13 protein-coding genes are annotated in these 14,024 nt (G+C 63.6%); 7 read left to right on the top strand and 6 right to left on the bottom strand.

Going from position 1 to position 14,024, the window contains the following annotated elements; translation table 11 throughout:
- Window positions 1–18: 18 nt before the first annotated feature.
- The 5 genes from CUJ91_RS01215 (at window position 19) to CUJ91_RS01195 (ending at window position 3,167) form a co-directional block, all read left to right on the top strand.
- Window positions 19–945: a hydroxymethylglutaryl-CoA lyase gene (locus CUJ91_RS01215; protein WP_114155720.1), complete on the top strand. Its 927-nt coding sequence runs from the start codon at window positions 19–21 to the stop codon at window positions 943–945.
- A 62-nt stretch (window positions 946–1,007) separates the two neighbouring features.
- Complete coding sequence (locus CUJ91_RS01210; RefSeq protein ID WP_006048167.1) at window positions 1,008–1,529, top strand: YbaK/EbsC family protein; 522 nt, start codon at window positions 1,008–1,010, stop codon at window positions 1,527–1,529.
- A 5-nt stretch (window positions 1,530–1,534) separates the two neighbouring features.
- Entirely contained in the window at window positions 1,535–1,762 is a 228-nt protein-coding gene (locus tag CUJ91_RS01205) for a DUF1289 domain-containing protein (protein ID WP_114155719.1), read from the top strand.
- Entirely contained in the window at window positions 1,759–2,232 is a 474-nt protein-coding gene (locus CUJ91_RS01200) for a MaoC family dehydratase (RefSeq protein ID WP_029969556.1), read from the top strand. Before CUJ91_RS01205 ends, CUJ91_RS01200 begins: the two co-directional genes overlap by 4 nt.
- Window positions 2,229–3,167 (top strand): MBL fold metallo-hydrolase, encoded by a 939-nt coding sequence (locus tag CUJ91_RS01195; protein ID WP_114155718.1) that lies wholly within the window; start codon window positions 2,229–2,231, stop codon window positions 3,165–3,167. The genes CUJ91_RS01200 and CUJ91_RS01195 overlap by 4 nt, the downstream gene beginning before the upstream one ends.
- Before the next feature lie 374 nt (window positions 3,168–3,541).
- Here the strand turns inward: CUJ91_RS01195 and CUJ91_RS01190 are convergent, their stop codons facing one another.
- Entirely contained in the window at window positions 3,542–4,441 is a 900-nt protein-coding gene (locus tag CUJ91_RS01190) for a DMT family transporter (RefSeq protein ID WP_006048171.1), read from the bottom strand.
- Window positions 4,442–4,555: 114 nt separating this feature from the next.
- Here CUJ91_RS01190 and CUJ91_RS01185 point away from each other — a divergent pair, with 114 nt between their 5' ends.
- Entirely contained in the window at window positions 4,556–5,026 is a 471-nt protein-coding gene (locus CUJ91_RS01185) for an Lrp/AsnC family transcriptional regulator (protein WP_053857411.1), read from the top strand.
- Between the two features lie 28 nt (window positions 5,027–5,054).
- Here the strand turns inward: CUJ91_RS01185 and CUJ91_RS01180 are convergent, their stop codons facing one another.
- Window positions 5,055–5,945, bottom strand: coding sequence for an alpha/beta fold hydrolase (locus tag CUJ91_RS01180; protein WP_114155717.1), 891 nt, complete (start codon window positions 5,943–5,945; stop codon window positions 5,055–5,057).
- A gap of 287 nt (window positions 5,946–6,232) precedes the next feature.
- On the opposite strand from CUJ91_RS01180, the gene CUJ91_RS01175 reads away from it, so the two are divergent.
- Complete coding sequence (locus CUJ91_RS01175; protein WP_006048174.1) at window positions 6,233–7,192, top strand: NAD(P)H-dependent flavin oxidoreductase; 960 nt, start codon at window positions 6,233–6,235, stop codon at window positions 7,190–7,192.
- A gap of 17 nt (window positions 7,193–7,209) precedes the next feature.
- On the opposite strand, the gene icmF is transcribed toward CUJ91_RS01175, so the two are convergent.
- From icmF to CUJ91_RS01155, 4 genes are all read right to left on the bottom strand, one after another.
- Window positions 7,210–10,596: a fused isobutyryl-CoA mutase/GTPase IcmF gene (icmF, locus tag CUJ91_RS01170; RefSeq protein ID WP_114155716.1), complete on the bottom strand. Its 3,387-nt coding sequence runs from the start codon at window positions 10,594–10,596 to the stop codon at window positions 7,210–7,212.
- A 66-nt stretch (window positions 10,597–10,662) separates the two neighbouring features.
- Entirely contained in the window at window positions 10,663–11,598 is a 936-nt protein-coding gene (locus CUJ91_RS01165; protein WP_006048176.1) for a LysR family transcriptional regulator, read from the bottom strand.
- A gap of 262 nt (window positions 11,599–11,860) precedes the next feature.
- Window positions 11,861–12,946, bottom strand: coding sequence for a porin (locus tag CUJ91_RS01160; protein ID WP_006048177.1), 1,086 nt, complete (start codon window positions 12,944–12,946; stop codon window positions 11,861–11,863).
- Between the two features lie 587 nt (window positions 12,947–13,533).
- Window positions 13,534–13,965, bottom strand: coding sequence for a hypothetical protein (locus CUJ91_RS01155; protein ID WP_029969549.1), 432 nt, complete (start codon window positions 13,963–13,965; stop codon window positions 13,534–13,536).
- Window positions 13,966–14,024: the final 59 nt, after the last annotated feature.

Below are 14,024 nucleotides of genomic sequence, written 5' to 3'. Positions count from 1 at the left end.
ACGTCAAGGAGACACAACATGGCCGTACCCCAGCAAGTGAAAATCGTCGAAGTCGGTCCGCGTGACGGTCTGCAAAACGAGAAGGATTTCGTGCCGACGGCGATCAAGGTCGAGTTGATCAACCGGCTCGCGGCAGCGGGTTTTCGCAACGTCGAAGCGGCGTCGTTCGTGTCGCCGAAATGGGTGCCGCAAATGGCCGACGGCGCCGACGTGATGGCCGGCATCGAGCGGCGCACCGGCACGATCTATTCGGTGCTCACGCCGAATCTGCGCGGCTTCGAAGGTGCGCTCGCCGCGCGCGCCGACGAGATCGTGATCTTCGGCGCGGCGAGCGAAGCGTTCTCGCAGAAGAACATCAATTGCAGCATCGCGGAAAGCATCGAGCGATTCGCGCCGGTCGCGCAGGCGGCGAAGCAGCACGGCTTGCGCATGCGCGGCAGCGTGTCGTGCGCGCTCGGCTGTCCGTATCAGGGCGAGGTGCCGGTGGCGTCGGTGGTCGATGTGGTGCAACGTTTCGCGGCGCTCGGTTGCGACGAGATCGATATCGCCGATACGATCGGCGTGGGTACGCCCAAGCGCACGCGCGAAGTGTTCGAAGCCGTGACCCGCGTGTTTCCGCGCGAGCGTCTGTCCGGGCACTTTCACGACACCTACGGCCAGGCGCTCGCGAATATCTACGCGGCGTTGCAGGAAGGCATCGAGATTTATCACGCGTCGGTGGCCGGGCTCGGCGGCTGTCCGTATGCGAAGGGCGCAACAGGCAACGTCGCCACCGAAGACGTGCTGTACTTGATGAACGGCCTTGGCATCGAAACGGGCATCGACCTCGCGCAAGTCGTGGGCATCGGCGATTTCATTTCGACGGCAATCGGCCGGCCGAACGTGTCGCGCGCGGGCAAGGCGTTGCTTGCGAAGGCGCGCAGCGAAGCCGCCAATTGCGTATGAGCCGGACCGAACGGCATGCTTGAGGCGCAACACCCATACTCAAACCATCAGGACCTGAAACGATGACGGACCACGCTTTTCTCGACTCCGACGACCTCACCGCATTGCCGGATTCCGCACGCCGTGTCGCGCTGCTGCTGCGCGAGCGCGGCCACGCGGGACGGGTCGTGATGCTGCCGGAAACCGGCAAAACTTCGGCCGAGGCCGCCGCGGGCCTCGGCTGTTCGGTCGCGCAGATCGCGAAGTCGATTCTGTTTCGCCGCCGCGAAGACGACGCGCCGGTGCTGGTGGTCGCGAGCGGCGCAAATCGCGTCGATGAAAAAAAAGTGGCGGCGCAGGTCGGCGAGATTGGCCGCGCGGATGCGAAGTTCGTCCGCGAAAAAACCGGCTATGCGATCGGCGGCGTGTGTCCGGTCGGGCATGCGGTCGAACCCGTCACGCTGATCGACGAAGACCTGCTCGCGCTCGACAGCCTGTGGGCCGCCGCGGGTCATCCGCACGCGGTGTTCAATCTGACCGCGCAGGAACTGATTGCGTTGACGGGCGCGCCGGTGGTCGACGTGGCGCTGCGCGAGACGGCCTGAATCCGATGACAGCGCGAATCGATCACGCAGCGACAGGCGGCGGCGTGCCGTCGCCGTGCATCAACGTGTGCCGGATGGACGCGTCGAGCGGCTGGTGCGAAGGATGCCTGCGCACCATCGACGAAATCGCCGGCTGGTCGCTCTACGATGACGACGAAAAACGCGCGGTATGGGACGCGCTCGAAGCGCGCCGCGCCGAATTGATCGCCCGCCAGGCGAAGGTGCAACGATGAACGCGGCGCCGCGCATTGTCACCATCGGCGAGACGTTTAGCGCGACGCTCGCGCTGTCGGCGGATTCGGTGAAAACGTTCGCGACGCTCGTCAACGATCTGAACCCGCTGCATCACGACGAGGCCTATGCCGCGCAAAGCCGATTCGGCGGTCTCATCGCGTCGGGCACGCAGCCCACCGCGCATTTCATGGCGCTTCTCGCCACGCATTTTTCGACCTACGCGCAGCCGCTCGGACTCGAGTTCGATATCAAGCTGAAGAAGGCCGCGCACGCCGGCGACACGCTCGTGATGACATGGCGTGTGCGCGATGCTTACTGGAAGCCGAGCCTGCACGGCGACCTGACGCATCTGGAAGGCACGGTCAAGAATCAGCGCGGCGAAGTGACCGTTGTGGGCGCATCGACCATTCTCGTGATGCCGAAGCCCGAAGCGTCCGTCGACGCGAGCATCAACACGGGCACGCTATGACCGAGTTGACCACTGCATTGACCATCGCATTGCCCGCATCAGTGCGCGTGTTCGAGCGCGGCTGGCTGTCATCGAACAATGTGCTGCTCATCGACAACGACTGCGCCGCGCTCGTCGATACCGGCTACGCGACGCATGCGCAGCAAACACGCGCGCTCGTGCAACAGACACTTGGCGAGCGGCCGCTCGATCTGATCGTCAACACGCATCTGCATTCGGATCATTGCGGCGGCAACGCGTTGTTGCAGGCGACGTGGCCATGCCGCACGCTCATTCCCGCCTGCGAAGCCGGCGCGGTGCGCGACTGGGACGAAGCGCGTCTGACTTTCCGCGCGACCGCGCAGACTTGCGAGCGCTTTGTGTTCACCGGCACGATCGCGCCGGGCGTGATGCTGCGCCTCGGCGCACTCGACTGGCAGGTGCTCGGCGCGCCCGGCCACGATCCGCATTCGCTGATACTGTACTGCGCGGCCGAACGCGTGCTGATCAGCGCCGACGCGCTGTGGGAAAACGGCTTCGGCGTGATCTTTCCGGAGCTGGAAGGCGAAAGCGGCTTTGCCGAGCAGCAGGCGGTGCTCGAGGCGATTGCCGCGCTCGACGTGCGCGTCGTGATCCCCGGTCATGGCGCGCCCTTCACGAACGTCGAGCAGGCGCTGGAGCGCGCTTTCTCGCGGCTCGCGTGGCTGCGGGCCGATCCGGCGCGCAATGCAAAGAATGCGCTGAAGGTATTGATCGTCTTCAAGCTACTCGATGTGCGCGCAACGAGCTTCGCGGCGTTGCTGGAGATGCTCGACGGCGCAGCGGCGATGCGCGCGGCGGCCTCGATGCTGAAACCGCGCGGCGAGTGGCCGGCGCTTGTCAAAGCGATCGTCGGCGAGCTGGCTGCCGGGAATGGGCCGCTTACGGTGGATGGTGAAAGGATCGTCGCGCGATAGTGCTGCAACCGGGAATGCAGTCGTGCAGTGAAGTAAGGCAGCGACGTGCAGCAGCAGCAGCGCTCACGCAAAAACCGCCGCCACAAAAAGAAAGCCGCTCAACCTGTGAAGGCGAGCGGCGGAAATTCTGTCGGACGTGATCAGCGTCTGCCCGAATGATACGCGCGCGCGATTTTCGGCCGCATCAGTGATTTCCCTACAGATGCATGACGGCGGCTGTTAACCCGCATACACGCCGGCGCGCGCAAACCGGCGCCGACATTAGCTTTGCGAACCATTAGTCCGCTGATATGAACAAACGTGGTTCGTTTGCAATCCGTAGCATTTGGGCGGTTGCATCGGCTGCCTCCGGCTGAAACAGCAAAGCGCCGCATTCAAACAGACGGCGCGCGTCTTTGCGGCACGATCCGCCAGCCGAGATTGACGCCCGCAGCGGCAAGCAGAATCAGCACCGCGCCCAGCACCTGAATCCACGCGAGCGTCTGTCCGAACGCGATTCTGTCGACGATGATCGCGACCACCGGATAGATGAACGACAGCGCGCCGGTCATCGAAGTCGGCAGCTTCTGGATCGCGCCATACAGCAGCACATACATGAGCCCGGTGTTCACCACGCCCAGCACGACCAGCTCGAGCCATTGAACGCCCGTGGCCGGCAGCGCGTCGAAACGCACGAGCGGCGCGAGCATCACCACGCCGAGCGACACCTGGATCAGCGCGATCAGATGCGGCGGCGTGCCCTTCAAATGCTTGGTGATGATCGACGACACCGCGTACATCGCCGCCGCGCCGACCGCGTACCCGATGCCGACCAGATACTGCCCCGGCACGGCCAGTACCGCGGGTTCGACCTTCACGACGAACACGAGCCCAATGAACGCGAGCACGAGCCACAGTACCGTCGACGCGCTGATCCGCTCGCGAAACACGATTGCGCCCAGCGCGACCAGCATGAAAGGTTGCGTGTTGTAGACGGCCGTCGCCATCGAGATCGACGCACGCGAATACGCGGCGAACAGCAGCACCCAATTGGCGACGATCGCCGCGCCGCCGAGCAGCGCGAGGCCAACCATCTTCCACGAGAACAGCTTGCGCCTGAACAGGCCGAGCACTGCGCATACGAGCGCGAGCGTCGCGCCACCGAAAATGCAGCGGAAGAACACCACGTTAAATGCGCTTTGCTGCGACGACACGACCAGCCAGCCGATCGTGCCCGACATCAGCATTGCCACGCTCATCTCCGCCGCGCCGCGGCGGATGTCGTTTGAAGCCATGATTCGATCCTCGAATGGATTCCTGTATGGCAAGCAGTGTAAATAATCCGGTCGAGCGAATACATGGATAAACTTAAGCCATACCGCCATACCACCTAAAATTCGAAGGCCGTCATGACGAAACGCCTTACTCCGTTAGCGCCTGTCCCGCTCGACGAAACCGATCGCGCGCTGCTCGCCGCGCTCGCCGAAGATGCGCGCCGCCCGGTCAGCGAACTGGCGCGGCTCGTCGGACTTTCGGCGCCGAGCACGGCCGAGCGCATCCGCAGACTCGAGGCGCAAGGCGTGATCGAGCGCTTCACGGTGCAACTCGATCCGCGCGCGCTCGGCTTCACGCTGCAAGCCATCGTGCGTGTCAAGCCGCTGCCGGGGCAGTTGCATCTGGTGGAAGAAGTGATCCGGCGAATTCCGCAGTTCGTCGAATGCGACAAGGTGACGGGCGACGATTGCTTCATCTGCCGTCTTTATCTGCGGACGATCGATCAGCTTGACGAGATTCTGTCGAAGGTCACCGAGCGCGCGGAGACCAGCACGGCAATCGTCAAGTCGACGCCCTTGGCGCGGCGGCTGCCGCCGCTTGGTTAGGCGCGCGAAGCACAACCGCCTTCGCGCTCTACCGCTCTATCGCTTCAAAGAAGGACAGCATTTCGGCGAGCAATTCGTCCGGCGCCTCTTCCGGCAAATAGTGGCCGCACCGCAGCGAACGCCCGCTCACGTCGCGCGCGACATGACGCCATTCGGCGAGCGCGTCGAAGCACTTTTCGATGACGCCGTTCTCGCCCCACAGCACACGCAATGGGCAAGCAATCTTATGTCCGCGTTCGATGTCGGCGCGGTCGTGTTCGAGATCGATGCTCGCCGACGCGCGGTAGTCCTCGCACATCGCGTGCACCGCGCCTGGTTGCGCGAGCGCCGCGCGATACGCGTCGAGCGAGGCCGGTTCGAACGGCGCGAGGCCAGCATGACGGCTGCCCATCACCGCATCGACATACGCGGCGGGATTGGCGCCGATCAGCGTCTCCGGCAGCGGCTCGGGCTGGATCAGGAAGAACCAGTGGAAGTAATGCGTGGCGAACGTGCGGTCGGTGGCTTCGTACATCGCGAGCGTCGGCGCGATGTCGAGCAGCATCAGACGCTCGACGGCATCCGCGTGATCGAGCGCCATGCGATGCGCGACGCGCGCGCCGCGATCGTGCGCACAAACGAGAAACCGCTCGTAGCCGAAGTGGCGCATCACGGCGACCTGATCGGCGGCCATCGCGCGTTTGGAATACGGCGTGTGCGCCGTGTCGCTCGCCGGCTTGCCCGATGCGCCGTAGCCGCGCAGATCGGTGGCGATGACCGTGAAGTGCTGAGCCAGTCGCTCGGCGCAGCGCGCCCAGATCAGATGCGATTGCGGATGGCCGTGCAGCAGCAGAAGCGGCGGCCCCGCTCCGCCCTTCACTCCAAAGATATCCGCATCGCCCACAGCGACGCGAAAGGGCGTGAAATTCTCGAAGGCCATGGCCGTGTCTCTTGTCGTTTGGAGTGCGTGCATTGTAAAAGCCCAATGTGTCCGCACGCGGTGGGATAGCCCACGCAAGCATAGAACCTGAACACTCCTTCCAACCGTTCTAAACGATGCGGCGAACGCGGCGCGAGCGCTTCGCCTATAATCGAACGACCGTTCTTAAACGTTCCTGCATCTATGCATGCTGTCGGCTGCAACGCGGCGCGCGCCGCATGCCGCTAAACTCATCAAATAGCCGGGCGCCTCGCGCACACCGGCTCGTCAATCAGGAGACTCGCACTATGGCATTGCCCGCCGTTCTGCAAAATCTGGCGTTGCCTGTCGTCGCCTCGCCGATGTTCATCGTCAGCTATCCCGAGCTCGTGCTGGCGCAGTGCAAGGCCGGCATCGTCGGTTCGTTTCCGGCGCTGAATGCGCGCCCTGCCGAGTTGCTCGACGAATGGCTCACGCAGATTCAGGCGCAACTCGCCGAGCATCGCGCTGCGAATCCCGACGCGCGCATCGGACCGATTGCCGTCAACCAGATCGTTCATCAATCGAATACGCGGCTCGAGCACGACGTGCGCGTATGCGTCGAACACAAGGTGCCGATCTTCATCACGAGCCTGCGCGCGCCGGCGCGAGAAATTGTCGACGCCGTGCACAGCTATGGCGGCATCGTGCTGCATGACGTGATCAATCTGCGTCACGCGCAGAAGGCGCTCGAAGCGGGCGTCGACGGTTTGATCCTGGTGGCGTCGGGCGCGGGCGGTCATGCGGGCACCACGTCGCCGTTTGCGCTGGTCGGCGAAGTGCGGCGCATTTTCGACGGCCCGATCGTGCTGTCCGGCGCGATCGCGAACGGCGGCTCGATCCTCGCCGCGCAAGCGATGGGCGCAGACCTCGCGTACATGGGCACGCGCTTCATCGCGACCAAAGAGGCGCACGCGGTGGAGAGCTACAAGCAGGCTATCGTGAGCTCGTCGGCGTCGGACATCATCTACACGAACCTGTTCACGGGCGTGCATGGTAATTACATTCGCGAGAGCATCGTCAACGCCGGGCTCGATCCAGATGCGCTGCCGGAATCGGACAAGACCAAGATGAACTTTGCCAACGAAAAGGCCAAGGCGTGGAAAGACATCTGGGGCGCGGGCCAGGGCGTCGGCCTGATGGACGACGTGCCGAGCGTGAGCGAACTGGTCGCGCGTTTGTCGAAGGAATACGACGACGCGAAGGCGCGCCTCGGCATCGCGCGCTGACGCCAGGCTTCGCCCGCCTACATGTTCCGCCGATACTGCCCGCCAACCTCGAACAGCGCGTGCGTGATCTGTCCGAGCGAACACACGCGGACCACGTCCATCAGCACCGTAAAGACGTTTTCATCGTCGATCACCGCGCGCTTCAGACGCTCCAGCGCGGCAGGCGCGGCCTCGCGATGCCGCGCCTGAAAATCGCGCAGGCGTTTTAGCTGGCTTTGCTTTTCTTCGTCGGTGGAACGGGCGAGCGCGATGGGCTGCGGCGCCTCATGCGGATGCGCGCTCACGAATGTATTCACACCCACGATCGGATACGAGCCGTCATGCTTGCGATGCTCGTATAGCATCGACTCGTCCTGAATGCGTCCGCGCTGATAACCCGTCTCCATTGCGCCGAGCACGCCGCCGCGCTCGGTGAGCCGGTCGAACTCGGCGAGCACCGCTTCTTCGACGAGATCGGTCAACTCGTCGATCACAAAACTGCCCTGATTCGGGTTCTGATTCTTCGCGAGTCCCCATTCGCGATTGATGATCAACTGAATCGCCACCGCGCGACGCACCGACTCTTCGGTGGGTGTGGTGATGGCTTCGTCGAAGGCATTGGTGTGCAGCGAGTTGCAGTTGTCGTAGATCGCGATCAGCGCTTGCAGCGTGGTACGAATGTCGTTGAAGTCGATCTCCTGCGCATGCAGGCTGCGCCCCGACGTCTGCACGTGATACTTGAGCTTCTGGCTGCGCTCGTTCGCGCCGTAGCGTTCGCGCATCGCGATTGCCCAGATGCGTCGCGCGACGCGGCCGAGCACCGTGTATTCCGGGTCCATGCCGTTCGAAAAGAAGAACGACAGGTTCGGCGCGAAGTCGTCTATCGACATGCCTCGTGCGAGGTACGCCTCGACATAGGTGAAGCCGTTGGCGAGCGTATAGGCGAGTTGCGAGATCGGATTCGCGCCGGCCTCGGCAATGTGATAGCCGGAGATCGACACCGAATAGAAATTGCGCACGCCGTGTTCGACAAAGTACGCCTGAATATCGCCCATCACTTTCAGGCTGAATTCCGTCGAAAAGATGCAGGTGTTCTGGCCTTGGTCTTCTTTGAGGATGTCGGCCTGCACGGTGCCGCGCACATTTTCCAACGCGATGTGGCGCGTCGCGGCGAGTTCGTCGTCGGTGAGTGCGCGGCCTAGTTCGTGTTGCTTGCGCGTGATCTGCTGATAGATCGCGACGTTGAAAAACATCGCGAGGATGGTCGGCGCGGGGCCGTTGATCGTCATCGACACCGACGTTTCCGGCGCGCACAGATCGAAGCCGTCGTAGAGCGCGTGCATGTCGTCGAGCGTCGCGACCGACACGCCCGAATTGCCCACCTTGCCGTAGATGTCCGGCCGTTCGTGCGGCTCTTCGCCGTACAGCGTGACGGAATCGAAAGCAGTGGAAAGACGCTTGGCCGGCATGCCCTCGGACAGCAGCTTGAAACGCCGGCTGGTGCGCGACGGGTCGCCTTCGCCCGCGAACATACGCGTCGGGTCTTCGTTTTCGCGGCGGAACGGGAATACGCCTGCGGCGAACGGGAAGTAGCCGGGCAGGTTCTCGAGCATGAGCCAGCGCAAAATCTCGCCGTGATCGACGAACTTCGGCAGCGCAACTTTGCGGATCGGCGTGCCGGACAAGGTGGTGACCGTGAGCGCCGTGCGGATCTCGCGGTCGCGAATGCGGATGACGTGTTCGTCGCCGGAATACGCGGCGACGGTTTGCGGCCAGGCGTCGAGTAGCTTGCGTTCGTGTTCGCCTAGTGCGGCTGTACGTTGCTCGATTAGTGCGTCGAGTTGGGCTGTGGGTGCGTTGGCGTTTGTGTCGTTGTTTGTGTCGTTGTCATTCGTGTCGGCTTCGCCGAGCATTCGGCGCGCTTCGATGAGTTGCCAGCGTTCACGCGCGATGCGCGCCTGCGCATCGGCGCGCTCGCGATAAACGTGAACGGTCTGCGCGATTTCCGCGAGATAGCGCACGCGCGCCGGCGGGACGATTGCATGACGGCCGCTCGAAAACCGCAGGTCGGCTCGCGCGGCAAGACGTCCGCCGCCGTCCGCGCGCAGGCCATGCTTGTGCAACGCGTTCGCGAGATGCACGTAGAGCGCGGTCACGCCGTCGTCGTTGAAACGCGAAGCGATCGTGCCGAACACCGGCATCGCGTCGGGCGGCTTCACGAACTCGCCGCGATTGCGCTGCACCTGCTTCGCGACATCGCGAAGCGCATCGGCAGCACCCTTGCGGTCGAACTTGTTGATCGCGACGAAGTCGGCGAAATCGAGCATGTCGATTTTTTCGAGCTGGCTCGCCGCGCCGAACTCAGGCGTCATCACGTACAGCGATTCGTCGACGAACGGCACGATGGCGGCGTCGCCCTGACCGATACCCGACGTCTCGACGACGATCAGATCGAAGCCCGCTGCCTTGCAGAGCATCAGCGCGTCGGGCAGCGCGTTCGAGATTTCGCTCGACGCCTCGCGCGTCGCCATCGAGCGCATGTAGATACGTGCACCGCCGCGCGCGCCGCCGTCCCAATCGCCGATCGCGTTCATGCGGATGCGGTCGCCAAGCAGCGCGCCGCCCGACTTGCGGCGCGATGGGTCGATGGCGAGCACGGCAATGGTGAGCGCGTCGCCGTAATCTAGGCGGAAGCGGCGGATCAGTTCATCCGTCAGCGACGATTTACCCGCGCCGCCCGTGCCGGTGATGCCCAGCACGGGAATCTGCGCGGCTTGCGCCAGGGTCGCGATTTTGCTGCGCTCGGCGGCGGTGACGGCGCCGGTTTCGAATGCGCTGATGAGTTGGGCGAGGTGGCGGAACGCGATGGTGGTGGGGTGTTCGGTGCGTCCAGCCGTCAAACCGTCGATCCATTCGCCGACTGCGCCGGCTGTGCCCCTCGGCACCGCGGCGCTCTCGCGCGCAAGCGCTGCGCACCGCCCAATCATGTCGTCGATCATGCCTTGCAGGCCAAGCCGCTGGCCGTCGTGCGGCGAATAGATTTTTTCGACGCCGTATCGTTCCAGCGCGACGATTTCCTCGGGGACGATCACGCCGCCTCCGCCGCCGAACACCTTGATGCGCTCGCCGCCGCGCGCGCGCAGCAGATCGACGAGATAGCGGAAGTATTCGTTGTGGCCGCCCTGGTAGCTCGACACCGCGACGCCGTCGGCGTCTTCCTGAAGCGCGGCGGTCGCGACTTCATCGACGGAACGGTTGTGGCCCAGGTGGATGACCTCCACGCCGCTTGCTTGCAGAATGCGCCGCATGATGTTGATCGACGCGTCGTGGCCGTCGAACAAGGCTGCGGCAGTGACGAAACGCAAGCGCCGGCCGGCGGGCAGCTCGTGGCTGGCGGCGCGCTGCGGCGAGGACAGATCGGTCATGTCTCCCCCAATCGTTACGCTGTTTGCGTGTGCGGGTGCTGGCAACCAGTATAGCGAAAGGGGGCGCTACCTCACCGCCATCGCCTTGATCTGCTCAAGCGACGGCCACAGCGATTCGTTCGCGAAGCGGTCAGCCAGAAAATCCACGAACGACCGCACCTTCGCCGACAAATGGCGACGGCTTGCGTAGACGACATGGATCGGCAGCTCGCGCGGCGGCACTTCATCGACGAGCAGCGGCACGAGACGCCCTTCCGCCAGATCGGCGCCGATCACCTCGGTGCCGAGCAGCGCGATGCCCGCGCCATGCAGCACCATCACGCGTTGCGCCTCGAGATGGTTGACGATCAGATTGCCGGACAAGCGCACGCGCGCCGCCTCGCCCGTGGTTTGCATGACATCGAGCGCCGACACGCCCGCGTACTGCAGATAGTTGTGGCGCGCGAGATCGGCGGCTGTTTTGGGCGTGCCGCGCCGGCGCAAGTAATCGGGCGACGCGCACAGCAGCAGATGCGCCATCGCGATCGGCCGGGCAATCAGCGACGACGACTTCATGCCGCTCGGCGAAGCGCGAATCGCAACGTCGAAGCCCTCGTCGATCAGCTCGACCACGCGGTCGGACAACGTGATGTCGACGGTGACCTGCGGATACTGCGCGGCGTAGTCGGCGACGGCGGCCATCACGTGGCTGAGCCCGAACGCCGACAACGACGACACGCGCAAGCGCCCTTGCGGCACCACGCTCGCCGCGCCGACCACCTGCTCGGCTTCCTCTAGTTCGGTGAGCACCTGACTCAGACGCTCGTAGTATTCGCGGCCCGCCTCGGTCGGCGCGACGCGGCGCGTCGTGCGATTGAGCAAGCGCGCGCCGAGCTGCTGTTCGAGATGCATCACATGCTTGCTCGCCATCGCCGCCGACATTTCCATCCGCTCAGCCGCGCCGACGAAGCTGCCCACCTCGACCACTTGCCGGAACACTTTCATGCTGACGAGGGTGTCCATCGAATCGCTCGCTCAAGGAATTAATCGGCGTCATTTTGCATGGTTTATCAAGAACCGGTGGGGAAAGGCCGCGTGCGAGCAATGCCGAATGACTAAAACGACGAAAGCCCGCGTTCGGTGAGAACGCGGGCTTTGTGGTTACTGCGAGCCTGGCTGCGACTTCGACTGCGGCTGCGACTTCGACTGCAACGTTAACTGCGCCGAACATCGCTTGGCGCGCAGCGACACAAGCGAGCCGCCGCGCCCCGCGTTTCAGCCGCGCCTAGAACTTCGCGCGCAAGCCGACGCCGTACGTGTTGCCGCTCGACTGATTGCTGATGTGGTCGTACAGATAAGCCGCATAAACGTCGGTGCGCTTGGACAGCGGATAGTCGTAGCCGACCGCGGCCGTCTGACGGGTCTGGTCGAAGCCGCCGCCATCGCGCGAGTACGCGTACGACGCCATCACCGTGCCCGGCCCGAACGGCACTGACACGCCGCCTTGCGCCGTGTTCACATGCCAGCTCGTCAGCGTCTGGTCGTTATGCGTGTACATGTACTGACCGAACAGCTTCACGTACTTCAGGTCGTACGACAGGCCGAGTTGCGCGACGCTTTGCGCCTTCAGGCCCGGCACGCCCGACGAATCGAAGCTGCCCAGATCACCCGGCGTGTTGTTGAAGTTCACGTACTGATAGACGGCGGTCGCGGCGAACGGGCCGTGGAAATACAGCACCTGGCCGCTCCACTTCTTCGCGCCGTTCTGCGTCGTGTTGCCGAGCGCGTACATCGCGCTTGCCGACAGTCCGTTGAAATTCGGCGATTGGTACTGCACCGCATTATTCCAGCCGGAGTCGCCGGTCACGCCCTGGTCCGTCGAGTACGTCGGGAACGTGCCGAGCCCGAGATAGACGTGGTAGACCATCGGCGAGAAAACGTACGAGTCGATGAACGGGTTGAACAGAATCGTCGACACGAACAAATGGGTGGTCAGACGGCCGGCCGTGACCGTGCCGTACGGCGATTCGATACCGACGTAGGCGTTGCGCGAGAACGTGCTGTCGCCGGTGAAGCGGCCGTACTGGCCGTTTTGCGCGCGGAAAAATCCTTCGAGTGTGAAGATCGCCTTGTAGCCGTTGCCCAGGTCCTCAGCCCCTTTGAAACCCCAGTACGAGGTCGACATGCCGCCGCCGGACACGCCCACTGCGGTCTTGCCGCCGGGGAATTTCTGCGCGCCGACCCATTCGTCGACCTGGCCATAAAGCTGCACGCTCGATTGCGCGAAAGCAGACGATGCGCCGGCCAGCAAAGCGGCACATGCGGTCGCCTTGAGGGTGGTCTTCAGCGCACGGCTGATGTTTGTTTTCATGGATTCTCCAGTCTTTGTCAAAAAGGGTGTGGCTGTGCGAAAGGGCAAGCTCGCGCGAACCATTGTTGTTGTCCGTCCGATCATCGAGCCAATCTGGGCGGGACCATCTTTGCGGACCATTTTTATAAACAAAAACATGGCTCGTTATTGCCGGTATATCGGTCTGATTAGGTTCGTCGTTTATCGGCCGGTTAAAGACCGTTGTGCAAGCCGTTTCGCGGTGCCGCGGCAGACGCAATGAATCGCGCCAGGCAGCGCTCGCGGCACGCCAGCCGGTTAATAACGCTTCACATGACATCCCGATGACGCAGCGCCGCATAACCGCCCCGATTTGACGACGGGAGACGGTCTGCTGCCGAGTGTTTTCAAAAAAGTGTGGCGTCGAAACGTCAACTAGAGCGGAGGCGTTTCAATGCTTGTGACAAGAGAATTGAGATGTAATGCGGATGCGAAGCGGATTGAAAGGCGGAGTTGCTTGTGAAATGCGCGGGATACGTCGTGGAGCAACGGACGTTGTATGCGTATGCGACGTGCGCGTGTAAACGCCTCGGGCCAAACCGGCTGCAAGCGGCCAACGTCAGCGCAAGTTAGTTACGGTAGGGCGAAGCTTCGGGCGGGCGGCTGTCGTCGCCCTGGCGCTGGATCGAGCGGATGGAGCTGCGTTCTTCGTTATATCGCGCGACGTCGGCGCGGATCGAGCCCGAGCGAACCGGCGGGTTGGACTGCGGCCGCTGTCCGGGACGCGATTCGGCGCTGACGGGCGTGATCACGCCGGGGTACGGTATGCCGCCGCGGCCTTCGCCGGGATAAGAGCCCGGTCCGGCGACACGGCGAATATTGGAGACAGGCGCGCCCGAGCGGTGGAAGGCGCCGCCCACGTCGCGGTTGACGTAATTGCCGTGACCGTAGCTGTCGACGGCGAAACCGGCAACGCCCGGCCCTTTGGCGTAGGCGAACGAGCACAGCGCGACAACAAGCGCGCCCCACAGCCAGTGCTTCGTTCTCGACAACCCGTCCACCCGTGACTCACTTGCCCGAAGACTTGCCTGAAGCCCACCGTTCGAGCTGCGGCGGACTT

The sequence above is a fragment of the Paraburkholderia graminis genome (genome assembly GCF_003330785.1).
GTDB classification, from domain to species: domain Bacteria; phylum Pseudomonadota; class Gammaproteobacteria; order Burkholderiales; family Burkholderiaceae; genus Paraburkholderia; species Paraburkholderia graminis.
This window is presented reverse-complemented; position numbering and strand designations above follow the sequence as displayed.

Bases quoted from the DNA above. Each gene is read 5' to 3' on its own strand.
- CUJ91_RS01185 (WP_053857411.1), top strand. From the start codon at position 4,556: ATGACGAAACGCCTTACTCCGTTAGCGCCTGTCCCGCTCGACGAAACC.
- CUJ91_RS01175 (WP_006048174.1), top strand. From the start codon at position 6,233: ATGGCATTGCCCGCCGTTCTGCAAAATCTGGCGTTGCCTGTCGTCGCC.
- CUJ91_RS01195 (WP_114155718.1), top strand. From the start codon at position 2,229: ATGACCGAGTTGACCACTGCATTGACCATCGCATTGCCCGCATCAGTG.
- CUJ91_RS01215 (WP_114155720.1), top strand. From the start codon at position 19: ATGGCCGTACCCCAGCAAGTGAAAATCGTCGAAGTCGGTCCGCGTGAC.
- CUJ91_RS01190 (WP_006048171.1), bottom strand. From the start codon at position 4,441: ATGGCTTCAAACGACATCCGCCGCGGCGCGGCGGAGATGAGCGTGGCA.
- CUJ91_RS01180 (WP_114155717.1), bottom strand. From the start codon at position 5,945: ATGGCCTTCGAGAATTTCACGCCCTTTCGCGTCGCTGTGGGCGATGCG.
- CUJ91_RS01165 (WP_006048176.1), bottom strand. From the start codon at position 11,598: ATGGACACCCTCGTCAGCATGAAAGTGTTCCGGCAAGTGGTCGAGGTG.
- CUJ91_RS01205 (WP_114155719.1), top strand. From the start codon at position 1,535: ATGACAGCGCGAATCGATCACGCAGCGACAGGCGGCGGCGTGCCGTCG.
- icmF (WP_114155716.1), bottom strand. From the start codon at position 10,596: ATGACCGATCTGTCCTCGCCGCAGCGCGCCGCCAGCCACGAGCTGCCC.
- CUJ91_RS01210 (WP_006048167.1), top strand. From the start codon at position 1,008: ATGACGGACCACGCTTTTCTCGACTCCGACGACCTCACCGCATTGCCG.
- CUJ91_RS01200 (WP_029969556.1), top strand. From the start codon at position 1,759: ATGAACGCGGCGCCGCGCATTGTCACCATCGGCGAGACGTTTAGCGCG.
- CUJ91_RS01160 (WP_006048177.1), bottom strand. From the start codon at position 12,946: ATGAAAACAAACATCAGCCGTGCGCTGAAGACCACCCTCAAGGCGACC.